Source organism: Acidimangrovimonas pyrenivorans, from assembly GCF_042643245.1.
In the GTDB taxonomy this organism is placed as follows: Bacteria; Pseudomonadota; Alphaproteobacteria; order Rhodobacterales; family Rhodobacteraceae; genus Acidimangrovimonas; species Acidimangrovimonas pyrenivorans.
The window spans coordinates 21,310-42,775 of the sequence record NZ_JBHRSK010000018.1; the positions used below are offsets into that span (position 1 = coordinate 21,310).

Annotated in this window: 20 protein-coding genes and 1 tRNA gene; 8 read left to right on the forward strand and 13 right to left on the reverse strand. The window is 69.6% G+C overall.

Annotated elements, in window-relative coordinates; translation table 11 throughout:
- The first annotated feature begins 1 nt into the window (after position 1).
- Positions 2-736, forward strand: coding sequence for an endonuclease/exonuclease/phosphatase family protein (locus tag ACFOES_RS19420; RefSeq protein ID WP_377835087.1), 735 nt, complete (start codon positions 2-4; stop codon positions 734-736).
- Positions 737-1,104: 368 nt separating this feature from the next.
- Here ACFOES_RS19420 and ACFOES_RS19425 read toward each other — a convergent pair whose 3' ends face one another.
- Entirely contained in the window at positions 1,105-2,001 is an 897-nt protein-coding gene (locus tag ACFOES_RS19425) for a DMT family transporter (protein ID WP_377835089.1), read from the reverse strand.
- 262 nt (positions 2,002-2,263) lie between these two features.
- Here ACFOES_RS19425 and eno point away from each other — a divergent pair, with 262 nt between their 5' ends.
- Complete coding sequence (eno, locus tag ACFOES_RS19430; RefSeq protein ID WP_377835091.1) at positions 2,264-3,541, forward strand: phosphopyruvate hydratase; 1,278 nt, start codon at positions 2,264-2,266, stop codon at positions 3,539-3,541.
- A gap of 218 nt (positions 3,542-3,759) precedes the next feature.
- On the opposite strand, the gene ruvA is transcribed toward eno, so the two are convergent.
- The gene (gene ruvA / locus ACFOES_RS19435; RefSeq protein ID WP_377835093.1) at positions 3,760-4,449 is read right to left on the reverse strand and encodes a Holliday junction branch migration protein RuvA; all 690 of its coding nucleotides are present in this window, start codon (positions 4,447-4,449) and stop codon (positions 3,760-3,762) included.
- 13 nt (positions 4,450-4,462) lie between these two features.
- Complete coding sequence (gene ruvC, locus ACFOES_RS19440) at positions 4,463-4,978, reverse strand: crossover junction endodeoxyribonuclease RuvC (RefSeq protein ID WP_377835095.1); 516 nt, start codon at positions 4,976-4,978, stop codon at positions 4,463-4,465.
- A gap of 319 nt (positions 4,979-5,297) precedes the next feature.
- Here ruvC and ACFOES_RS19445 point away from each other — a divergent pair, with 319 nt between their 5' ends.
- Positions 5,298-5,507 carry a DUF1127 domain-containing protein gene (locus ACFOES_RS19445; RefSeq protein ID WP_377835097.1) on the forward strand — a complete coding sequence of 70 codons (210 nt, stop codon included), beginning with the start codon at positions 5,298-5,300 and terminating at the stop codon, positions 5,505-5,507.
- Between the two features lie 82 nt (positions 5,508-5,589).
- Here the strand turns inward: ACFOES_RS19445 and ACFOES_RS19450 are convergent, their stop codons facing one another.
- From ACFOES_RS19450 to ACFOES_RS19465, 4 genes are all read right to left on the reverse strand, one after another.
- Entirely contained in the window at positions 5,590-5,931 is a 342-nt protein-coding gene (locus ACFOES_RS19450; RefSeq protein ID WP_377835099.1) for a hypothetical protein, read from the reverse strand.
- Positions 5,932-6,019: 88 nt separating this feature from the next.
- Positions 6,020-6,895 (reverse strand): 50S ribosomal protein L11 methyltransferase, encoded by an 876-nt coding sequence (locus tag ACFOES_RS19455; RefSeq protein WP_377835100.1) that lies wholly within the window; start codon positions 6,893-6,895, stop codon positions 6,020-6,022.
- Positions 6,896-6,926: 31 nt separating this feature from the next.
- Positions 6,927-7,481 (reverse strand): adenylate kinase, encoded by a 555-nt coding sequence (locus tag ACFOES_RS19460; RefSeq protein ID WP_377835102.1) that lies wholly within the window; start codon positions 7,479-7,481, stop codon positions 6,927-6,929.
- Between the two features lie 2 nt (positions 7,482-7,483).
- Entirely contained in the window at positions 7,484-8,728 is a 1,245-nt protein-coding gene (locus tag ACFOES_RS19465; protein WP_377835104.1) for an MFS transporter, read from the reverse strand.
- Between the two features lie 124 nt (positions 8,729-8,852).
- On the opposite strand from ACFOES_RS19465, the gene ACFOES_RS19470 reads away from it, so the two are divergent.
- Entirely contained in the window at positions 8,853-9,923 is a 1,071-nt protein-coding gene (locus tag ACFOES_RS19470) for a YeeE/YedE family protein (RefSeq protein ID WP_377835105.1), read from the forward strand.
- A 352-nt stretch (positions 9,924-10,275) separates the two neighbouring features.
- Here ACFOES_RS19470 and ACFOES_RS19475 read toward each other — a convergent pair.
- Positions 10,276-10,349, reverse strand: a tRNA-Gly gene (locus ACFOES_RS19475).
- A gap of 220 nt (positions 10,350-10,569) precedes the next feature.
- Entirely contained in the window at positions 10,570-11,235 is a 666-nt protein-coding gene (locus ACFOES_RS19480) for a TetR/AcrR family transcriptional regulator (RefSeq protein WP_377835107.1), read from the reverse strand.
- A gap of 614 nt (positions 11,236-11,849) precedes the next feature.
- On the opposite strand from ACFOES_RS19480, the gene ACFOES_RS19485 reads away from it, so the two are divergent.
- On the forward strand, positions 11,850-12,662 hold the full coding sequence (locus tag ACFOES_RS19485) for a PfkB family carbohydrate kinase (RefSeq protein WP_377835298.1): 813 nt from the start codon (positions 11,850-11,852) through the stop codon (positions 12,660-12,662).
- Positions 12,663-12,665: 3 nt separating this feature from the next.
- Positions 12,666-13,736 carry a methylglyoxal synthase gene (locus tag ACFOES_RS19490; protein ID WP_377835108.1) on the forward strand — a complete coding sequence of 357 codons (1,071 nt, stop codon included), beginning with the start codon at positions 12,666-12,668 and terminating at the stop codon, positions 13,734-13,736.
- A gap of 21 nt (positions 13,737-13,757) precedes the next feature.
- Here the strand turns inward: ACFOES_RS19490 and amrB are convergent, their stop codons facing one another.
- Positions 13,758-15,125 (reverse strand): AmmeMemoRadiSam system protein B, encoded by a 1,368-nt coding sequence (amrB, locus tag ACFOES_RS19495; RefSeq protein ID WP_377835110.1) that lies wholly within the window; start codon positions 15,123-15,125, stop codon positions 13,758-13,760.
- Positions 15,126-15,202: 77 nt separating this feature from the next.
- Here amrB and amrS point away from each other — a divergent pair, with 77 nt between their 5' ends.
- Entirely contained in the window at positions 15,203-16,267 is a 1,065-nt protein-coding gene (gene amrS, locus ACFOES_RS19500; protein ID WP_377835112.1) for an AmmeMemoRadiSam system radical SAM enzyme, read from the forward strand.
- Positions 16,268-16,306: 39 nt separating this feature from the next.
- Here amrS and ACFOES_RS19505 read toward each other — a convergent pair whose 3' ends face one another.
- Together ACFOES_RS19505 and ACFOES_RS19510 are read right to left on the reverse strand one after the other, a co-directional pair.
- The gene (locus tag ACFOES_RS19505) at positions 16,307-17,323 is read right to left on the reverse strand and encodes a ribonuclease Z (RefSeq protein ID WP_377835113.1); all 1,017 of its coding nucleotides are present in this window, start codon (positions 17,321-17,323) and stop codon (positions 16,307-16,309) included.
- Positions 17,324-17,591: 268 nt separating this feature from the next.
- Positions 17,592-18,605 carry an NAD-dependent epimerase/dehydratase family protein gene (locus ACFOES_RS19510; RefSeq protein ID WP_377835115.1) on the reverse strand — a complete coding sequence of 338 codons (1,014 nt, stop codon included), beginning with the start codon at positions 18,603-18,605 and terminating at the stop codon, positions 17,592-17,594.
- 516 nt (positions 18,606-19,121) lie between these two features.
- Between ACFOES_RS19510 and nusG the strand changes: the two genes are divergently transcribed.
- A complete protein-coding gene (gene nusG, locus ACFOES_RS19515) occupies positions 19,122-19,643 on the forward strand; it encodes a transcription termination/antitermination protein NusG (RefSeq protein WP_377835117.1) in 522 nt (173 codons plus the stop codon).
- Positions 19,644-19,677: 34 nt separating this feature from the next.
- Here nusG and ACFOES_RS19520 read toward each other — a convergent pair whose 3' ends face one another.
- Positions 19,678-21,411 carry an AMP-binding protein gene (locus ACFOES_RS19520; RefSeq protein ID WP_377835119.1) on the reverse strand — a complete coding sequence of 578 codons (1,734 nt, stop codon included), beginning with the start codon at positions 21,409-21,411 and terminating at the stop codon, positions 19,678-19,680.
- Between the last annotated feature and the right edge of the window lie 55 nt (positions 21,412-21,466).

The following is a 21,466-nucleotide window of genomic DNA, read 5'->3' on the forward strand; positions in this document are numbered from 1 at the left end:
CATGGACGCCCTGCCCGACACCCTGCCCGACGCGCCCGGCGAGCGCCTGCGCATCGCCAGCTACAATATCCGCAAATGCCTCGGCACCGACCGGCGCCGCAATCCCGAGCGGACGATGCGGGTGATCAAGCGGACGGCGGCCGAGATCGCGGTGCTGCAGGAGGCCGACCGGCGGCTGGGCGACCGGCCGGCGGCGCTGACGCCCGAGGTGATCGCGCAGGCTTCGGATTACACCCCGCTGCCGATCGCGAAGAACCATGTCAGTCTCGGCTGGCACGGCAACGCCATCCTGGTGCGGCCGTGGATCGAGCTCGAGGATCTGCACCATCTCGACCTGCCCTCCTTCGAGCCACGCGGCGCGGTAGCGGCGGATCTGCGCCGCGACGGGCAGCTCTTGCGCGTCGTCGGCGTCCATCTCGGGCTGCGGACGCCGGACCGCCTGCGCCAGCTCGGCGCGATCTCGGACTGGCTGGCGACGCAGACCCGGCTGCCGACCCTCATCCTGGGCGATTTCAACGAGTGGTCGGCCACGGCCCCGCTCGCCCCGCTGAAACCCGATTTCAACGTCTTGGCGCCGGGGCCCAGCTTCCACGCCCGCCTGCGGCTCGCCCCGCTCGACCGCATCGCCCATTGCGACCTGTGGGAGCCGGCCCGGACCGGCATGCTGGACGAGGGCGAGGCGCTGCGGGCCTCGGACCACCTGCCGATCTGGGGCGAGTTCAGGCTGCCGGGGTGATCTGAAACGGTCGCCCACAGGAATTGAGGGCAGCGCCCGGCCCAGCGGGTGCAGCCAGCTCCGGAGCGCACCGAACGCAGGGCGCGCGCCTGCCCGTGGGGTGGCGCTCGCAACAGCCGAACGGCGCAATTTATGGTGGCAACACCCCTCCCAACTCTGAACTCAACGCGCGGGTGGCCATAGCGCCTCCCCGCCGGGACGGGCAGGCACTCGCCCTGCACTCGGTGCGCTCCGGGCGGAAAAGGGGCACAGCACGAAGGTAGCTTCGCCCCGCCGCGAACAGGGCTGTTGATCCGGAGGCTCTATGCAGGTCGTGGGCTGGGCAGCCCGATCAGCTATTGACCGCGAGGCCCCGCCCGACCGGCCCCCTACCCCCGCGCCCTGCCCGCGCTGTTGATCAGCACGATCCCGAGGGCCACCAGCGCGCCGGAGGCGAGGATCTGCGGCCCCACCGGCTCGCCCAGCAGTAGCCAGCCGAAACCGATGCCCAGAAGCGGCGTCAGGAAGGAGAAGCTCGCCACCGTCGAGGCGGGGTATTCCGCCAGCAGCCAGAGCCAGAAGATGAAGCCGAAGGAGGCGATGACGACGATCTGGAAGCCCAGCCCCCACAGGTGGATCGGCTGCAGATCGCGGATGAAGGGGCCGAAGAACAGCGAGGCGACCAGCAGCACCGGGCCCGACACCGCCACCATCCAGAACAGCTGCATCTCGGGCCGGATCTCGCGCAGGCTGGTGGCGCGCGACAGGAAGGCGATGCCGGTCCAGCCGAAAGCGGCGCCCAGCGACAGCAGGTCGCCCAGCAGGCTGGTCTCGCCGGCGGCGCCGCCGCGATGGGCGATGGCCCAGGCGACGCCGGCAAAGGCGATCGCCAGCCCCAGCGCCTTGCGCGGGGAAATCCGCTCACCGGGCAGGAAGAAATGCCCCAGGATCGCGAACCAGACCGGCATCGAGTAGAAGATGATCGAGCTGCGCACCACGGTGGTGTGGTCGAGCGCGAGGAACAGGCACAGGAACTCGACCGCGAAACACAGGCCGATGGCGATGCCGGCGCCGACGGTGCCGGGCCGGATTCGCACCGGCCGGCCGCGCCAATACATCCAGGCCCAGATGAGCAGCAACGCCCCGACCGAGCGCAGCCCGGCGAAGAAGACCGGCTGCAGCCCGCCGTTCACCACCTTGACCACGACCTGGTTGAGCCCGAGCAGCAGCGAGGACGCTGTCAGCGCGACGACGCCGATCGCGTCCAGCCTGTCCTTGCGTGCCATCCCCGCCCCTCCTGCTGCCCTGCCCCCGTCTTGCCCGGCCCCGGCCCGGCGTCAAGCCCCACAGGGCCGTGATCGGGCCTTCCCCCGCCGGGCCAAAACGCCTAAAAGCCGCCTTGAACCATCGGGGAAAGCCCATGCCCGTCAGCATCATCGCGTCCGACAGCCCGAGCGCGCCCGCGGCCTCCATCGTCCCGCGCCGCCCCCCGATCCATCGCCCGGCGATCTGAACTTTTCGGCGTCCATTGACCAAGAAGGACTGAACATGAGCACGATTATCGACATCACCGCCCGCGAGATCCTCGACAGCCGGGGCAATCCGACCGTCGAGGTCGACGTCTATCTCGAAGATGGCGAGATGGGCCGCGCCGCGGTGCCGTCGGGGGCCTCGACCGGCGCCCACGAGGCGGTCGAGAAGCGCGACGGCGACAAGGATCGCTACAACGGCAAGGGCGTGCTCGAGGCCGTCGCCGCGGTCAATGGCGAGATCGCCGAGGAGATCGTCGGCTACGACGCCGACGAGCAGGTGCTGATCGACCGGCTGATGTGCGAGCTCGACGGCACGCCGAACAAGGGCCGGCTGGGCGCCAACGCCATCCTCGGCGTCAGCCTCGCCGTCGCCAAGGCCGGCGCGCAGCTCTATGACCAGCAGCTCTACCGCTATGTCGGCGGCGTCGGCGCGCGGGTGCTGCCGGTGCCGATGATGAACATCATCAATGGCGGCGAGCATGCCGACAACCCGATCGACATCCAGGAATTCATGATCATGCCGGTCGCCGCGCCGAATATCCGCGAGGCGGTGCGCTGGGGCTCGGAAGTGTTCCACACGCTGAAGAAGGAGCTGTCGGCGGCGGGCTACAACACCGGGATCGGCGACGAGGGCGGCTTCGCGCCGAACCTGTCGAGCACCCGCGACGCGCTCGACTTCATCCTCAAGTCGATCGAGAAGGCCGGCTACAAGCCCGGCGAGGACATCTACCTCGCCCTCGATTGCGCCTCGACCGAGTATTACAAGGACGGCAAATACGTCCTCGCCGGCGAGGGCAAGACCCTGACCTCGGACGAACACACCGCCTATCTCGAGGCGCTGGTGAGCGATTACCCGATCATCTCGATCGAGGACGGCTGCGCCGAGGATGACTGGGACGGCTGGCGGACGCAGACCGAGGTGCTGGGCAAGCGCGTCCAGCTGGTCGGCGACGACCTCTTCGTCACCAATCCCGAACGGCTGGCCCGCGGCATCGCCGAGGGCTGCGCCAACTCGCTGCTGGTCAAGGTCAACCAGATCGGCACCTTGAGCGAGACGCTGGACGCGGTGCGGATGGCCGACCGGGCGCGGTTCACCAGCGTGATGAGCCACCGCTCGGGCGAGACCGAGGACAGCACCATCGCCGACCTCGCCGTCGCCACCAACTGCGGCCAGATCAAGACCGGCAGCCTGGCGCGCTCGGACCGGCTGGCGAAATACAACCAGCTGATCCGGATCGAAGAGGCGCTCGGCGACATCGCCGAATATGCCGGCCGCTCGATCCTGAAGGGCTGAGCGAGGGGCCCAGGGCCTGAATCGAGATCAAGCGGCCCGTCGGGGGAACCCGGCGGGCCTTTTCCTTGGCTGGCCGGCGCAGCCCCCTGCACTCGGACGAGGCCCCCAGGGCAGCGCCCGTCCCTGGGGGGGCGGGTCGGGCGCCGCCCGGCGCAAACGCCGGGCGAAACAGGTGGGGGGATCGGCGCCTAAACGGGAAGAGGTCTCGGAAGCCGCCGCTACGAACTCGGCGCCAGCCGCTTCAGCGCGGCGCGGATCAGGGCCGAGGTATCGGCCTCCGGCTCTTCGGCCGCCGTCGCCGCCACCGCCTGGGCGGCATCGGCCTGGCCGTAGCCGAGGTTGATCAGCGCCGACAAGGCATCGGCCGTGTTCACCGCCCGGCTCTGGGCCGCGGCGGGCTTGGCCGCCGGCTTGCGCCTGGCCGGCGCGGCGGGCGTGTCCGCCGGCTCGATCACGTCCTCATCGGGCGCCGTGGTGGCCGACAGCGCCCCGGCCTGCGCCATCACCGCCGGCGCCTTGGCCTTCAGCTCCATCACCACCCGCTGGGCGATCTTGGGCCCGACGCCGGGCGCGGCGGTGATCGCCTTGCTGTCGCCCAGCGCGATCGCCTGCGACACGCCCTCGGCCCCCAGCGCGCCGAGGATCGCCATCGAGGCCTTGGCGCCGATGCCCTGCACGCTCATCAGCAACCGGTGCCATTCCTTCTCGATCAGCGTCGGGAAGCCGAAGAGCTGCAGCAGGTCCTCGCGCACCAGCAGGTCGGTATAGAGCGCGCAGGCCTCGCCCACGCCCGGCAGCCCGGCCAGCGTGCGCTCTGAGACATAGACGACGTAACCGACGCCGCGGACGTCGATCAGCACGTGATCGCTGCCGCGATACTCGATCCGTCCGGCAACGCGCCCGATCATGCCCGCTCCTCCCTCATTTGCGCCCTGCCCCGGCGCGCGCCAGCGCCGCCTCGAACTTGCCGGCCGATTGCAGGTGATGGGCGTGGCAGATGGCGATGGCCAGGGCGTCGGCGGCGTCCGGACCCTCGATCTTCACCCCCGGCAGGTGCAGCCGCACCATGTGGTCGATCTGCGCCTTGGCGGCATGGCCGACGCCGACGACCGTCTTCTTGATCGCGTTGGGGGCATATTCGCCGACCGTCAGCCCGAACTGCGCCGGCACCAGCAGCGCGATGCCGCGGGCCTGGCCCAGCTTCAGCGTCGCGACGCCGTCCTTGTTGACGAAAGTATGCTCGACGGCGGCATGGTCGGGGGCGTGCCGCTCCAGCACCGCGCTCAGTTGGCGGTGCAGCGACAGCAGCCGCGGCGCCAGATCGCCCGAATCGGAATGGCAGATCCCGTTCGCGACATGGGTCAGGCGCGTCCCGGAGACGTCGATCACCCCCCAGCCGAGGTTGCGCAGACCGGGGTCGATCCCCAAAACGCGCATGCTGCCCCCTCATTTGTCGTTGCTTTTTTGACGCAGTAGCACGAAGCGCGAACATTCGCCAGACATCTCGCGCCCGGGCGCAATGCCGCATCGCAGCATATTTCTGCCGAAAAGCGCCTTACTGATGCCTGAAAACGACTGTTTCACAAGGCTCCTCACCCCATTTTGCAGGCGCGGAAACCAAACGCGAGGAGGCATGCGAATTTCGCATGCGTGCCATGCGAATTCACCAGCTTGTGTTGCAATTCCGACCAGCCTAGATGCGCCTCAGAAACCACGCCGCCCAAAGTTCGGGCAGTTTATGAAAAGGATGACCGCCATGGCCGCTTACGAGACGACCCGCCCGGCGCCCTTCGGCGCCATCTCGACCTTCCGCGTCGTGCAATTCTTCAGCAATTTCGCCGAGGCCGTTGCCGACTGGAACGACACCCGCGTGACCCGCAAATCGCTCTCCGCCCTGTCGGATCGCGAACTCAACGATATCGGCCTCTGCCGCGGCGATATCGAGAAGGTCGCGCGCCAGCGCTGAGACGACCCGCCACCACTCGCAAGAAGGCCGCACTGGAATTCCAGTGCGGCCTTTTTCGTGCTCGACCGTCGGGTATTCCGCGTCAGCGCAGGGCCCGGCGCAGCTTGCGTGACAGGTAGAGCGTGATCGGATCGGGATGCATGATGAACGCGCCGGCCTTGTCGATCCCCGCGCCGGCTTGCAGCTCGGTAACGCGTGCGGCGTAGAGATCCGATCCGATCCGGGCGTGAATCACCGCCTTCAGACCGGTGACCGCCAGCGCCACAACCAAGATCGGGCCGAGAATGGGAAAGCGCCGCCGCGAGGACTGCGCGAAATGGGATCGGCCGAGCGTGCCCTCGGCCTCGAAACCGCCCCCCTTGCGGCGGATCTTGTCAATGCGGCGCAAACGGCCATGAAAATCGGCGAGATTCGGATCGGCCATGTAATTGCCTCCAAAACACGGCCCCCAAGCATTGCCCTATTTGCGGTCAAAATGTGGCAAAATTATGGAATCCGGCCCGGAAGGACGGTCAGCCGGCCGGCTTGATCAGGGTCAGCGTGGTCCAGTCGCCGATCTCCTCGCGGGTTTCGACCTCGAGACCTTCCGCAGCGTAAGCCGCGATCACCGCCTCGGCCTGGGTGTTGAGCAGCCCCGACAGGATCGCCCGCCCGCCGGGCGCCAGATGGGCGGACAGCGACGGGGCGAGCTCGATCAGCGGCCCCTTTAGAATATTGGCGAAGATGACGTCGAACGGCGCGGCGGCGTGCAGCTTGGGGTTGTCGAAGCCGGCGGCCTCGACACAGATCACCCGGCCGCTCAGATCGTTGACGGCGACATTGGCTTCGGCGACCTCGACCGCCACCGCGTCGATATCCGAGGCCAGCACCGGATTCGGCCATATTCTGGCAGCGGCCATGGCCAATACTGCGGTGCCGCATCCAATATCCGCCACATTTCGTCCCACGACCCCGGCCCGGTCGAGCCGGTCGAGGGCCCTCAGGCAGCCCAGCGTGGTGCCGTGATGGCCGGTGCCGAAGGCCATCGAGGCCTCGATCATCAGCGCGATGGCGCCGTCTGGCACCTTGTCGGCGTCATGGCTGCCATAGACGAAGAAGCGCCCGGCTTCTACCGGAGCGAGTTCGCGTTTCACCTTGGCGACCCAGTCGATCTCGGGCAGTTCCGAGACGGTGAAGGGCTTGGCGCCATAGGCGGCCACCAGCACGGCCAGCGCCGCCTCGTCCGGCGCGGCATCGAAATAGCCGCCCACTTCCCACAGGCCCGAGCCGTCCTCGATCTCGAAGACGCCGACGCCGGTGGGGGCGGGCTCCATCCGCTCCATCGCCTCGGCCAGCGCGGTGGCGGGCGCTTCGCCGGGAAGGGTGGTCAGGGCGGAATAGGTCGGCATGGCTGGCCTCTCGTGCAGGGATCGCCCTGCCCTAGTGCCCCCCGGCGGTCCGGTCAAGCCAGTCGCAGACCGTGGCGCTCAGCCCGGCGGGCGCGGCATCGCCGTCGAGCCGCAGCACCGGGCAGCTCAGCCGGTCGAGCCAATCCTCATGCGCGGCGCGCGAGCGGCCGATGAAGGCGGGGTCGTCATAGCCCGCGGCCCAGTCCATGAAGCCGGAGTGATGGCGCGCCAGGTCGCCCTCGCCGACGATCCGCGCGCCCCAGCGCCGTGCCTCGCGCCGGGCCAGCCGGTCGAGCCGCGCGCCCGGCTCCAGCGTCAGGAAGACGACATGGGTCAGGCGCGGGATCACCGCGTCGCCCCAGCCGATCGGCGAGCCCGACAGCACCCAGTCGGGGCGCGGCAGGAACAGCGCCTGCATCAGCGCCACCCGGTCGGCCGCGCGCCGGCGCCGGGTGAAGGGCGGGTCGGTCGGCATCCAGAAGAAGTCGTCGACGTCGAAATGCTGGGTCGCGCGGGCATTGGCGACGGCGCGCCCCAGGGTCGAGGTGCCGGCTCCGCTGGCGCCTATGACCAGAAGCCGGACCATCGCTACTCGGCGGCCGTTGGGGCGAGGAGACGCGAGAAGATGGTCTCGTTCCCCGGCTCGGGATGGCGCGGCACCAGCAGCGCCAGCGCGAAGGAGGTGCCGGCGATCCCGGCCGCCAGCCCGAAGACCGCGCCGGGCGAGTGGATCCAGACATAGCCCAGCAGCGCCGGCAGGAAGACTGCCGCGATGTGGTTGATGGTGAAGGAAACGGCGGCGGTGGGGGCGATATCGGCCGGGTCGGCGATCTTCTGGAAATAGGTCTTGAGCGCGAAGGCCAGGGCGAAGAACAGGTGGTCGATGACGTAGAGCCCGGCGGCGATGGCCACGCCCCAGCCGAAATAGTAGATGCCGCCATAGGACAGGAACACGACCACCAGCCCGGCATATTCGAACAACAGCAGCCGCCGCTCGCCGAAGCGGAACAGCGCCTTGCCCATCACCGGGGCCAGCGCCATGTTGGCGAGGAAATTGAGGATGAACAGCGCGGTGATCTCGTCGACGCGGAAACCGAAACGCTCGACCATCATGAAGGCGGCGAAGACGACGAAGATCTGGCGCCGGGCGCCGGCCATGAACTGCATCAGGTAATAGAGCCAGTAGCGCCGCCGCAGCACCATCTGCTTGCGCTGCGGGTTCGGGCTCTCGAATTGCGGGTAAAGCAGCAGGCAGGCCAGCGCGATGGCCGCGGTCAGCGCGCCGGCGATGGCATAGACGAATTCGAAAGACAGGTCGAAGGTCTTCCAGGTCAGCACCAGCGTGACATAGGCGGTCAGCGACGCCGCCGAGCCGACGGCCACGATCCGCCCCAGCGTCTGCGGCGCCTTGGCCCTGTCGATCCACTGCAGCTGCAGCGACTGGTTCACCGTCTCGTAGTAATGGAAGCCAACCGACGAAAGCAGGGTGACGAAGAGCAGCCCGCCGAAGCTGGGAAACAGCGCGGTGATGCCGACGGCGACGCCCAGCAGGATGAGCGAGATCAGCGCCAGCAGCTGCTCGCGCAGGAACAGCAGCAGGAAGATCACCCCGATCGCCAGGAAGCCGGGCACCTCGCGCACCGATTGCAGCCAGCCGATCTGGACCCCGGTGAAGCCGGCGGCGTCGATGACGAAGTTGTTCAGCAGCGCCTGCCAGGTCGAGAAGGCCAGCGGCATCGCCGCCGCCATGACGAAAAGCAGCGTCTCGGGCCGGCGCCAGCGCGGCAGCTGGCGGGCGTCGTCCAGCGAGAGGGAGCGGATGCGGGTGCTCATGCCTTGCGATACGGCCTTTCGCGCGACTTGGCGAGAGGCAAACGCATCGACTGATCTGGATCAATGCAATAGCGACCGTCCCGTGGCATCTGCGACGATGACTTTCCATGGGGGAAAAACGCCAATGGATATCGTACCTCTCGTCGACCGCATCGGCGAACACCCGACCTCGGCGCTGTTCGGCCTGCTGACCGGGATCATCTTCGGCGTCGCGGCCCAGCGTTCGGCCTTCTGCCTGCGCGCCGCCACGGTCGAGTTCGCCCGCGGCCGGATGGGCGCGCGGGTCTCGGTCTGGCTGCTGACCTTCTCGACCGCGGCGGTCTGGGTCCAGGGCGCCCAGCTGCTGGGGCTGATGGATTCGAGCGAGGCGCGGATCATGGCGGTGCCCGGCACCTGGTCGGGTGCGATCATCGGCGGCCTGCTTTTTGGCGTCGGCATGGTGCTGGCGCGCGGCTGTTCGGGCCGGCTGCTGGTGCTGGCGGCGACGGGCAACCTGCGCTCGGTGGTCTCGGGGCTGATCTTCGCCGTGGTCGCGCAGATGAGCCTGCATGGCTGGATGGCGCCCCTGCGCGACTGGCTCGCCCGGCTCTGGGTCACCGAGGGCGGGCGCAACGTCAACCTGCTCGAAACGCTCAACCTGCCGGCACAGAGCGGGCTGGTCTTCGGCCTCGCCGTCGCCGGTTTCGCGCTCTACATCTCGCTGCGCAACCGGATCGGGGCGCGGACGCTGATCTTCGCCTCGGGCGTCGGCTTCGCCGTCGCGGTCGGCTGGGTGCTGACCTATTCGCTGTCGCTGGTCAGCTTCGAGCCGGTGACGGTCACCTCGGCCACTTTCACCGGCCCCTCGGCCAACACGCTGATGTTCTTCCTCGACCGCCAGGCGGTGCTGGAATTCGACGTCGGCCTGGTGCCGGGCGTGTTCATCGGCGCCTTCCTCTCGGCGGCGCTGGTGGGCGAGCTGAAATTCCAGGGCTTCGACGGCGAGAGCAACATGCGCCGGTCGATGTTCGGCGCGGTGCTGATGGGCTTCGGCGGCATGCTGGCCGGCGGTTGCGCCATCGGCAACGGCGTTACCGGCACCTCGATCTTCACCGGCACCTCCTGGGTGGCGCTGTTCTGCATGTGGATCGGCGCCATGCTGACCGACTTCATCGTCGACCAGCCGGCCCTGCGCCGCGCGACGGCCAACGCCTGACCCAACTCACTGCCTGCCACATTTTCTGCTCGAAAACATCCTCGCGGGGGGCATTGGGGGCGCCACTGGTCCGAGCGACAATGGCGACGGGCGCAGACAGCCCCCGCCTGCCGCGACACGACCCGACCCGGACCCGCCGCAACGCCCGGGCTTCCGGCCGCGTAACAAGCATCCGGAGCCGCGACGGAACGCGCGGCGAGGCCGGCCCCTGCATTCAAGGACGCCCCCGGGGCGCCGCCGCGCGCGCCCAGCCCGGAAAGCCCCGGCCCCGGAGCCAATAAACCCGTCTGGATCAGCAGGTTGAGCGCCGCGACCGGCGGCGCTTGTCGACGATGTGTCGGAAATGACTTGCTGGAGCGGGTAGCGGGAATCGAACCCGCACCATCGGCTTGGAAGGCCAATGCGCTACCATTACACCATACCCGCCCGGTCAGGTTTCGAAGTATTGGATAGGTGCGGCTGGGTCAAGTGGTCCCGCTGCTGGGCGGCCCCCTCCCCGACGCCCCTCGGACGCGAAGGCGTAAGCGCCCCTCAACAGACGGCGTCCCGCTACCGGACCCGTGGCACGGCTGCACAGCCCCCTCCCCGACGCCCCGGGCGATCTTACCTCGGGCGGTCAGGGGGATTGCGGCCGGCGATGCCGGGCCTAGCCGACCTCTTCCGGCGGGAGCGGCGGACAGGGACGCCGGGCCAGCTCGGTCGCGGTCGGCACGTCGACACCGGCCATGCAGAGCAACCGGATGACGGTCTCATCCACCACCGACCGGGCCAGGTCGCCGTGCGTGATCGCGAGGCTGACGCCGACGATCGCGTGGGTGGACAACCGCCACAGCAGGGCCGCATCGGCAAAGTCGAAACATCCCGCCGCCTTCGCTGCCTCGAGATCCGCGATCGCGTAGGGTCCCGTCTGGCGATAGATCGCATCGGCGATCACCTCGGTCCGGCTGAGCAATTGCCGCCAGCGGCTGTCGCCGCTTGCCGTTTCCAGGAGATTGCGGAGACCGAAAGCATAGACCCGGGCGGGATCGTCGAAGCTGTCGGTCACCGTCTTGATCCGGAGCGAGAGGTCGCGCATGACGTCCTCCATTGCCGCCAGCGCCAGCTCTTCCTTCGACTTGAAGTAGTTGTAGACCGTGCCGGCGCCGACATCGGCCCGCTCGGCGATCTCGAGCATGGTGGCGGCGTCGAGCCCCTTTTCCATCATCTCCAGCCGGGCGGCGCGGATCAGCGCCTCGCGGTTGCGGCGCTGGCGCCGGGCGACGCGGCCCTCGGGGGGCGGGCCGGCCCTGCCGGCGCCTCTGTCGTCTGCCACGGTGCGATCTCCTTCTGCCGCCTCGATCCGGCCCCGGCCGCGACCGGCTTGCCCCGGGAACACTCGGCTTGATATTCAATGCCTTAGCCAGACAGAGCGCGGCCAACCCTGCCCCTGTCGCGTATAGTTCTTTCGGGATTGATCGTCAAACATGATGATGGTTCAGTCATGATTTCAACGGCCGCCCCGGGGCGCGGCCACGCTCCGACAGCAAGGCGCGCGTGCCGGCCTCGACATCGCCGCCCCGCCCGGGCCGGCGGGTTCGGGCCCGCTCGGCCGGCAAGGCTGTCCGGATACAGGACGACGGCGGGGCCATCGCGCACCGGATATGCCTGTGCTTGAGCCCGATGACGCGGCACACGTGCTCCGGCAGCGTGGCGAGGTCGCGGCAGCGACAGACCGCTGCGCAGCTCGGAACGCCCCGCGGCAGCCACGGTTTGGAACTTGGAAGGCCGGGGCTTTTCCCCTAGGCTGCGCGCACGGGGCCCGGCCGCAGGCATCTTCGCGGGCCCGGGCGGATCAAGCGGCATGTTGGCAGTCGAACTCAGGAAGCGATCTCGGCGGATACAGGAGCGCCTGCCCCCGGGCGCGGTGCGGGGCCTGCCTTGAGCCGCGTGCTGATCCTGTCGAGCTGGGTTGCGCACGGTCATGTCGGCCTGTCCGCCGCCGCGCCGGCCCTGCAGCTTCTGGGCCACCAGGTCACGCAGCTGCCGACCATCCTGCTGTCCAATCATCCGGGCTGGCCGCATGTCTCGGGCAGTCCCGTCCCGGTCGCGCAGCTGGCCGCGATGCTGGAGGCGCTGGCGGTCAACGGCTGGCTTGCCGCGCAGGACGCGGTGCTGACCGGCTACCTGCCGACGGCCGCGCATGTCGAGTTCGCGGTGGATCTGGTCCGGCGGCTGCGCGCGCTGGAGACGCCGCCGCGGGTCGTCGTCGATCCCGTGCTCGGCGACAACCCAAAGGGCCTCTACGTTCCCCGGGCGGTGGCGACGGCGCTGCGCGACCGGCTGGTGCCCGAGGCCGACATCCTGACCCCGAACGCCTTCGAACTGGGCTGGCTCAGCGCCGCGCCGACCGACACGCTCGACGATGCTGCCGAGGCGGGCCGCCGGCTGTCCGGCCGCTGCCGGGTGCTGATGACCTCGGCGCCGGTGGCGCCGGACGGCATCGGCGTCCTCGAGCTGGATCACGACGCCCCCCGGCTCTGGGCGGCCCCGCGCCGCGCCGGCGTGCCGCATGGCGTCGGCGACGTGTTTTCCGCCCTGATCGCCGCCGGCCTGTCCACCGGCGCCGCCCTCGGCCACCTGGACGCCCTGATCGCGGCCAGCCTGGATGCGCCGCATCTGCGCATCGCCGAGGCCGCCCCACGCTGGACCGCGGCCGCCCCGCTCTGCCCCCGCCCGCGCCGTGACACCGAGGAGACCTGACCCGTGGCTTTCGATTTCATCCTGATGCTCACCTCGAACGACCGCACCATTCCCGACGCCCGCGCCCGGCTGGACGAGGCGCTGGAAGGTGGCGTGCGCCATATCGGCTTCAAGGATGTCGGCCTGCCCTTCGCCGAGCTGAAGGGCCTTGCCGACGCGATCCGCGCGGCGGGCGGGCGCTCCTATCTCGAGGTCGTCAGCCTGGACGCGGAGAGCGAGCTGGCCTCGGCCCGGGCGGCGGTGGACCTCGATGTCGACTGCCTGCTGGGCGGCACCCGGGCCGAGGAGGTGACCGCGCTGACCCGCCACCACCCGCTGCGCTACTACCCGTTTCCGGGCCGGATCATCGACCATCCCAGCGTGCTGGAAGGCCCGGCGGAGGCGATCGTCTCATCGGCGCGGAAGCTGGCGGATCTGGAGCACGTCCACGGGCTCGACCTGCTGGCCTATCGCTTCGCCGGCGACGTGCCGGACCTGATGACCAGGGTCTGCGCGGCGGTGGACAAGCCGGTGATCATGGCCGGCAGCATCGACAGCCCGGAGCGGATCGCCGCGGCCGCCCGCGCCGGCGCGGCGGGCTTCACCGTCGGCACCGCGGCGCTGGCCGGGGCCTTCCCGGCCGAGGCCGAGGGCTTTGCCGCCCAGGTCCGGGCCATCCTCGACTTCACCGACCGGGCCCGGGCGCAGTCGACCGCGCCGCGGCGGCTGGCGCTGGCGGCCCATGACACGCGCAAGGCGCAGCTTCGGGCCTGGGTGCTGCGGCACGAGCGCAGCCTGCGCGGCCATCGCCTGATCTGCACCGGCGGCACCGGCAGGATGATCGCCGAGGCCGCGCCGGCCCTGTCGGTCCAGCGGCTGCAACGCGGCGCGCGCGGCGGCGACCAGCAGCTCGGCGCCCTGATCGCCACGGGGGACCTCGACGCGGTGATCTTCTTCGCCGACCCGACCCTGCCGCATGGCGGCGACGCCGACCTTCAGGCACTCACCCGGCTGTCGGTCCTGCACGACACGCCGCTGGCGCTTGGCCCCGCCGCCGCCGACATGGTCGCCGGCGCGCTGTTCGCGCGGGGCTAGCGAGAGTGGCCCGGCCGCAGCTCAGGCCGCCGTTTCGGCCTCGGCAAAGCTTTCCACCCGGAACCGGTGCAACCTCAGGTCCTCGGCCCAGTGATCCCGGGGCAGACCGGCCTTCTGCTTGAGCGCGGAAAGGAAGGCGCGCGGCTCGGGCAGGCTGTCCCAGACCGCCGGCAGGAAGGTGCCGCGGCGCCCGGCCGAGGTCAGGATCAGCCCGTCCAGCCCCGGCGCGATCCGCGCCAGCGCCTCGTCCTCGCCCCCGATCCGCATCTCCTGCGCCCGGCTCAGCACCGCCAGCTTGATCCGCAGCTGCGGCAATTGCCCGGCCGTCACCGGCGGAAAGCGCGGATCGCGGAACGCCGCGGCGATGGCGTTCTCGGCCACGTCCGTGGCCAGCGCGCGACGGGCCGCGATCGAGCCGATGCAGCCGCGCAGCGTGCCGTCCTGCGTCAGGGTGACGAAGCTGGCCGCACGGGTCTGCAGCGGCGTGGCGGCGCGGCCGGGATCGGGCGCCGGTGCCGGACGTTCGGCCAGACGGCCCGCGATCGCCTCGCGGGCCAGGCCGAGCAGCTCGGATTGCGCCTCCGGCCCCAGCATCGCACTGTCGATGGGATAGAAGGCCCAGGCGCCGTAGCCGACGACCCGCGCGCGGTCGCCGGTCACATCGCCGCTGTCGCCCATGCCCAGCCGCAGCGCCTTGCTGCCCTGCCCGGCCCGCGACATCAGCCAGCCCTGCAGGCCCGTGGCGCCGCAGGCATGGCCCGGGGTCAGGGCTTCGGCCTCGCCGGTCTCGAGCAGATGGGCGGTTTCGGCATCCTTCCCGCCGGCGGCGGACCGGGGCAGGAAATGGCTCAGGTCGGAGGACAGCACCACCAGCGTCTCGGGCCCGGCCAGCGCGTCGATCGCCGCCGCGACCTGCGCCGCCGGCACCGCGCCGCAGACCAGCGGCACGAGCTGCGCCTCGGGCCAGAGCATGCGGATGAACGGCAGCTGGGTCTCGATGCCGTGCTCGTCGTCATGGGCGGCATCCTCCTCATGCGCCAGCCCGGCAGCGGCGAGCGCGGCGCAGGCGGCCCGGTCGATCCGCAGCGGGCCGAGCGGGGTGGCGAAGACCTGCTGCGAGGGATAGGCGAGGCCGCGGAACGGATGGCGGTGCGAGGGCGAGATGACGACGACGCGGGCGGGCGTCCAGTTCACCGCGGCGAAGGACTGCCCGGCGAAGCGGCCGGAATAGGGATAGCCGGCATGGGCCGAGACGATGGCGCGCGGCGCGGCGGTCGCGGATGATGTGGCACTGTCGGCAGCCTCCAGGAAGGCCCGGACCTCGCCGGCGAGCTCCGCGCTGTCGGCGGGAAAGAACAGGCCGGCGAACCGGCAGTGGCGGTCGGACATCGCTTTCCTCCTTGCCCCTTCCGCAGGGGCGATTGCGCCCTATATGGGGTGTGATCACAAATTTTGGAGGGGTCGTCTTGGATACCGCGCGTTTCTGGTCCGCCCGCCCCGAGGATGGGCGGCTGGTCTGCGAACTCTGCCCGCGCTACTGCGCCCCGAAACCGGGCCAGCGCGGCCTGTGCTTCGTGCGCAAGGCCGAGGGCCAGCGCATCGTCCTCGACACCTACAACCGCTCCTCGGGCTTCTGCATCGACCCGATCGAGAAGAAGCCGCTGAACCATTTCCTGCCCGGCACCCCGGTGCTCAGCTTCGGCACCGCGGGCTGCAACCTGGCCTGCAAGTTCTGCCAGAACCACGAGATTTCGACCAGCCGCCAGGTCGACAGCCTGACCGACCGGGCGACGCCCGAGATGATCGCCGAGGCGGCGGAACGGGCCGGGGCGGCCTCGGTCGCCTTCACCTACAACGACCCGGTGATCTTCTACGAATATGCCGTCGACATCGCCCGCGCCTGCCACGACCGCGGCATCCGCAGCGTGGCGGTGACGGCGGGCTACATCACGCCCGAGCCGCGGGCGGAATTCTTCGCCCATATGGACGCGGCGAATATCGACCTCAAAGGCTTCAGCGAGGCGTTCTATCATCAGCTCGCCGCCGCGCATCTGGCGCCGGTGCTGGAGACGATCGACTACGTGGCCAACGAGACCGACTGCTGGGTCGAGCTGACGACGCTGCTGATCCCGGGCCACAACGACAGCGACCGCGAGCTGACCGAGATGGCGGACTGGATCGTCGACCGGCTGGGGCCGGACGTGCCGCTGCATTTCTCGGCCTTCCACCCCGACCACCGCATGCCCGAGGTGCCGGCCACGCCGCAGGCGACGCTGCTGCGGGCGCGTCAGATCGCCAGGGCCGCCGGCCTCAACCATGTCTATGTCGGCAACACCCATCACAAGGACGGCCAGTCGAGCTATTGCAGCAGCTGCGGCGACTTGCTGATCGGCCGCGACTGGTACCGGCTGTCGGACTGGAACCTGACCGAGGACGGCCATTGCCGCAGCTGCGGCACCGCCTTTCCCGGCGTCATCGACGGTCCGCCCGGCGACTGGGGGCCGAGGCGGCAGCCGCTGCGCATCGGCTGAGCGACGCGCCTGGCGCGCCTCACCGCCCGGCGCGCGTCTCTAGGACAGGTCCCGCATCCCGCCGCGAAAGGCCCGGATCGCCTCGGCGAGAAGCCGGTCTTCCATGCCGCTGTAGCGCGGCGAGAAGTGGAACGGCTCGACCCGCGCCACCCCGGCCTGGCGGGCCAGCTCGCCCGCCTCGGCAGCGGTCAGGTGGGCCCGGTCCCGGGCCAGCGCGGCATCGGCCCCGGCAAAGGCGGCCTCGATGAACAACGTGTCGGCGCCGCGCGCCAGTTCGACGATCGCCGCCGCGTTGGCGGGGGTGAAGCCCGCGTCGGTGACATAGGCGATCTTCTGGCCGGCCGTCACCGAGGCGACCCTGTCGCGCAACTGGCCGAGCGGCAGATCGCGCCGTGCCCCCGCGATGGTCTCGACCGCGATCGGTGTCGCATCGGGCAGACCGGCCTGGATCGCCTGTTTCAGCCGCCGCAGCCACGGCCCGAGGGCAAGGCCGAGCTCGGCAACCCGATTGCGCCAGATATTGACATGGGCGGTCTCCTGCAGCGCGTAGGCAAGGCAGGGCGTGCGATGCGTCAGTTCGGCGAAGCGGACCGTCAGGCCGGGCTCGGACAGGATCACCCCGTCGTCAACGGCGATCTGCTCTTCCCCCTCGCGCGCGAAGCGGGCCTTGAGGCGGAACCGCGCCCGCCGCCCCTGCCCCGCGCCCGCCAGTTCCGTGACCTCGAAGATCAGATCGTCGGCGAAGCGGTCGACCAGGTTCCAGGTATAGGCGTTCAGCTTGGCCGCCACCCGGTCGACGAACCCGTCGGGACCGTAGAGGCGCAGCGTTTTCGGCCGCCCGAGCAGCAGCCGCAGCAGCCGGTCGAAGCCGATGAAGTGATCGACATGGGTGTGCGAGACGAATACGTCGCTCAGCCGCAGGATCTTGCGCGGAGGCAGGGCGTTGATCTCGCCGAGGTCGAACAAGATCGCCCGCCGCTCCCGCAGGAAGTCGACATAGACGGCGGGATCGCCGGAACGGTCGTTGACCAAGGCGGGATAGAAGCTCGGGCGCATCGCGGCATGATACTGCGGCGGGTGCCCGCCGCCAGCCCCCTGTGGCCGGTCCCGGATGCCGGCCCGCCGCCGGCCGCGGCCAGGTCTTCGGCGTCGCCCTCGCGGCTGTGGTCGCGTCCGCAGCCCAGTCCGGCGATCCGCCCGGGCGCGACATCGAAGCCGGCGCCCTTGCGGCTCTTGCCGCCCTCCACCGCCAGCGCCAGCCCGGCATGGTCCAGCCCCAGGACCGCGATCGGGCCGTCGCCCAGCGGCGGCGCGGCGCTTTGGTTCATTTCTCGTAATACTCCCGGAACCAGTCGACGAAGCGGGCGATGCCTTCGCGGACATCGGTCTGCGGCCGATAGCCGGTCAGGCGGTGCAGCAGCGCGGCATCCGCCCAGGTCGCCGGCACGTCGCCCTTCTGCATCGGCATGTAGTTGCGGATCGCCGGCCGGCCGAGGCACTCTTCGATCGCGTCGACGAAATCGAGCAGCCGCACCTTGTCGGAATTGCCGATATTGACGATCCGGAACGGCGCCACCGGCGACAGGCTGTCGCCCGGCGCGATCTCCTCGGCGCTTTCGGGGCGTTCCGGCACCGCGTCGATCAGCAGCCGGATGCCGCGCACCAGGTCCCCGACATAGGTGAAGTCGCGATACATCTCGCCGTTGTTGTAGATGTCGATCGGCCGGCCCTCGAGGATCGCGTCGACGAACTTGAACAGCGCCATGTCCGGCCGGCCCCAGGGCCCGTAGACGGTGAAGAAGCGGAACATCGTGGTCGGCAGTCCCCAGAGATGGGCATAGGAATGACCCATCGCCTCGTTCGCCTTCTTGGTCGCGGCGTAGATCGTCATCTGGGTGTCGGCCTTGTCGGTCTCGCGATACGGCATCTCGGTGTTGGCGCCGTAGACCGAGGAGGTCGAGGCCATCATCAGGTGTTGCACCTGCAACCGGCGCGCCGCCTCCATGACGTTGAAGGTGCCGACGATATTGGCGTCGATATAGGCGCGCGGGTTCTCGAGCGAATAGCGCACCCCCGCCTGCCCCGCGAGATGGACGATGACCTCCGGCGCGAAGCTGTCGAAGACCCGGTCGAGCGTCTCGTTGTCCTCGAGCAGCGCCTCGTCGGCCGAGAAATTCGGGTTCTGCAGCAGCATCGCGTGCCGCTTCCGCTTGAGATTGACGTCGTAGTAGTCCGACATGCCGTCATAGCCGTGGACCCGGAAGCCCTCGGCCAGAAGCAGTTTGGCCAGGTGGAAGCCGATGAAACCGGCCGAGCCGGTGACCAGAACGCGTCGCATATGCTCGCTCATCCTCGAGAAGTGTCTGTTTCAGATCGTATCGCTGTCGGGTGCATCCCGATACCACCGTCGCGTTGGGCCGGCCACAGCGGGCAGCCTCGAATCTGGCCGCGATGCCTGGAGAAGAAGCGGCCGCCCGTCGGACGGAGCCGCGCAGGCTGCCGCACGAGGACTGCCGCGACACGCCTTGGACAAGATCGGAAACGGGTTTTGACGGCAAGCAACCAAGGCCTTTTGCCTGATCGCCATTGCCACCCAAGGTTGCGCACAACCCCGACTCAAGCGTAGCATGCGAATGCCGCGCAACCTGTCCCGGCCGCCGCTGCGGGGGGCCCCGAATTCCCCATGCCGCCTTGGACCGGGCTTTGCGGGCGGCGACGCTCCGGTTCGGCGCCCGCTTCGGCGTCCCGGCGCGCGCCACGCCCTGTCCGGGCAAGCGGTGCGCCTCCGCGTTCCTGATTGGCACGCGGTCCGATTTGAGCGACAAGGACCGGAAGGTGGAGTGCGAGAGAGGCCATGGTCGGCGACGCGGCGGAAACATCCTGGTATCTGGCGCAGCTCAAGCCGAATTCCCTGTGCATCGCCGAACGGAACCTGCGCAGGCAGGGTTTCCAGGTCTTCGTCCCGATGCAGGAGGGCACCCGCCGCGCACGCGGGGCCTTCGTGACGGCGTCGCGGCCGCTGTTCCCGGGCTATGCCTTCGTCGCCTTCGACCCGGCGCGGGGTGGCTGGCAGGCGATCAACTCGACCCACGGCGTCACCCGGCTGGTGAGCTTCGGCAAGGAACCGGCGCGCGTGCCCGCGGAGATGATTGCGCAGCTGATGCGGCGCTGCGACGCCGAGGGCAAGCTGCTGCCATCCCCCGATATCCGGCCGGGCGATGCGGTCCGGCTGTCCTCCGGCCCGTTCACCGAGTTCGTCGCGACGGTCGAGCAACTGGCGCCCGATCAACGGGTCTGGGTGCTGCTCGACCTGCTGGGACGAGAGCTGCGGGTCGCGGTTCAACCCGCCACGCTCCGCCCCGTCAGGCAGGACTAGGCGGCGCCCGCAGACGCCGCCGATCGTCGCCGGCTCACGCCGTCTGTTCGACCTCGAGCTCCAGCTCCTCGATCATCGCGTCGCGCATGACGAATTTCTGCGGCTTACCGGTGACGGTCATCGGCAGTTCGTCCTTGAACCGGATCACGGCCGGGATCTTGAAATGGGCGATCTGGTCGCGGCAGAACTCCTTGATCCCGGCCTCGGTCGGCGTCGTGCCCGGGCGCGGCACGATCCAGGCGGCGACGATCTCGCCATATTTGTGGTCGGGAATGCCGAAGACCTGGACCTGGCTGACATCGGGGTGGGTGTAGAGGAACTCCTCGATCTCGCGCGGGTAGATGTTCTCGCCGCCGCGCAGGATCATGTCCTTCACCCGGCCGGTGATGTTGCAATAGCCCTCGGCGTCGATCCGGGCCAGGTCGCCGGTCCGCATCCAGCCTTCCGCGTCGACCGCCTCGGCGGTGCGCTCGGGCTCGCCCCAGTAGCCGCACATCACCGAATAGCCCCGGGTCAGCAGCTGCCCCTGCTCGCCGACATTGGCGATCGAGCCGTCCTCGCGCACGATCTTGACCTCGAGATGCGGCTGGATCTGCCCGACCGAGGAGACCCGCTTTTCCAGCGGCGTGTCGGTGCCCGACTGGAACGAGACCGGGCTGGTCTCGGTCATGCCGTAGGCGATCGTGACCTCGGACATGTGCATCTTCGACTGGACCTGCTTCATCACCTCGATCGGGCACGGCGCGCCGGCCATGATGCCGGTGCGCAGGCTCGACAGGTCATGCTGGGCGAAATCGGGATGTTCGAGCATGGCAACGAACATCGTCGGCACGCCGTAAAGCGCGGTGCAGCGTTCGGCCGCGACGCAGGACAGGGTCGCCGCCGGGTCGAAGCCCTCGCCCGGGACGACGATGGTTGCCCCCTTGGTGACGCAGCCCAGCGTGCCCATCACCATGCCGAAGCAATGGTAGAAGGGGACCGGGATGCAGACGCGGTCGGCCTCGGTCGCCTTCATCGCCCCGGTCACGAAATGGGCGTTGTTGACGATGTTGCGGTGGGTCAGCGTCGCCCCCTTGGGCGCGCCGGTGGTGCCCGAGGTGAACTGGATGTTGATCGGCTCGTTGGCGTCGAGCGCGGCGGTGAGCGCGTCCAGCTCGCTCGCCGCGACCGCTTCCCCCATCGCCTCGACATCCATGAACCGGTGGCAGCCGGGATAAGAGGTCTCGCCCAGGGTGACGACGTCGCGCAGGTCGGGCAGCTTGCGGCATTCGAGCTGCCCCGGCTGCGCCCGCGCCAGTTCCGGCACCAGCCGGTTAATCATGCCGACATAGTCCGAGCTCTTGAACCGCTCGGCCAGTACCAGCGCCCGGCAGCCGGTCTTCTTCAGCGCGAATTCCAGCTCGTGCAGGCGGTAGGCGGGATTGACGTTGACCAGGATCACCCCGATCCGGGCGGTGGCGAATTGCGTCAGCAGCCATTCCGAGCGATTCGGCGCCCAGATGCCGATCCGGTCGCCATGGCCGAGCCCGAGCCGCAGCAGGCCGGCGGCCAGCCGGTCGACGCGGGCGGCGAATTCGCGCCAGGTCCAGCGGATGCCCTCGCCGGTGAAGACCGCGGCCTCGCGCTCGGGCCAGGTCTCGGCGGTGCGGGCCAGAAGCGCCGGAATGCTATCCTCGATCAGCGGCACGTCCGTCGCCCCGGCCACATGGGCCAGCCCCCGCGTCGGGGCGATGTCGAGCCGCTTGTCCCTGGTCATCTCGGTGGTCATCTCATCCTCCCTTGCCGCCCCGTCGCCGGCCCCTCCGCCGGACCTCCTCCAGGGG

What these genes read in the sequence shown, in the direction of transcription:
- ACFOES_RS19510 (WP_377835115.1), bottom strand. Translation starts at nt 18,605, where the DNA reads ATGCGACGCGTTCTGGTCACCGGCTCGGCCGGTTTCATCGGCTTCCAC.
- ACFOES_RS19420 (WP_377835087.1), top strand. Translation starts at nt 2, where the DNA reads ATGGACGCCCTGCCCGACACCCTGCCCGACGCGCCCGGCGAGCGCCTG.
- ACFOES_RS19460 (WP_377835102.1), bottom strand. Translation starts at nt 7,481, where the DNA reads ATGGTCCGGCTTCTGGTCATAGGCGCCAGCGGAGCCGGCACCTCGACC.
- nusG (WP_377835117.1), top strand. Translation starts at nt 19,122, where the DNA reads ATGGTCGGCGACGCGGCGGAAACATCCTGGTATCTGGCGCAGCTCAAG.
- ruvC (WP_377835095.1), bottom strand. Translation starts at nt 4,978, where the DNA reads ATGCGCGTTTTGGGGATCGACCCCGGTCTGCGCAACCTCGGCTGGGGG.
- ACFOES_RS19505 (WP_377835113.1), bottom strand. Translation starts at nt 17,323, where the DNA reads ATGCGCCCGAGCTTCTATCCCGCCTTGGTCAACGACCGTTCCGGCGAT.
- ACFOES_RS19425 (WP_377835089.1), bottom strand. Translation starts at nt 2,001, where the DNA reads ATGGCACGCAAGGACAGGCTGGACGCGATCGGCGTCGTCGCGCTGACA.
- ACFOES_RS19445 (WP_377835097.1), top strand. Translation starts at nt 5,298, where the DNA reads ATGGCCGCTTACGAGACGACCCGCCCGGCGCCCTTCGGCGCCATCTCG.
- ACFOES_RS19470 (WP_377835105.1), top strand. Translation starts at nt 8,853, where the DNA reads ATGGATATCGTACCTCTCGTCGACCGCATCGGCGAACACCCGACCTCG.
- amrB (WP_377835110.1), bottom strand. Translation starts at nt 15,125, where the DNA reads ATGTCCGACCGCCACTGCCGGTTCGCCGGCCTGTTCTTTCCCGCCGAC.
- ACFOES_RS19520 (WP_377835119.1), bottom strand. Translation starts at nt 21,411, where the DNA reads ATGACCACCGAGATGACCAGGGACAAGCGGCTCGACATCGCCCCGACG.
- ACFOES_RS19455 (WP_377835100.1), bottom strand. Translation starts at nt 6,895, where the DNA reads ATGCCGACCTATTCCGCCCTGACCACCCTTCCCGGCGAAGCGCCCGCC.
- ACFOES_RS19450 (WP_377835099.1), bottom strand. Translation starts at nt 5,931, where the DNA reads ATGGCCGATCCGAATCTCGCCGATTTTCATGGCCGTTTGCGCCGCATT.
- ACFOES_RS19465 (WP_377835104.1), bottom strand. Translation starts at nt 8,728, where the DNA reads ATGAGCACCCGCATCCGCTCCCTCTCGCTGGACGACGCCCGCCAGCTG.
- ruvA (WP_377835093.1), bottom strand. Translation starts at nt 4,449, where the DNA reads ATGATCGGGCGCGTTGCCGGACGGATCGAGTATCGCGGCAGCGATCAC.
- eno (WP_377835091.1), top strand. Translation starts at nt 2,264, where the DNA reads ATGAGCACGATTATCGACATCACCGCCCGCGAGATCCTCGACAGCCGG.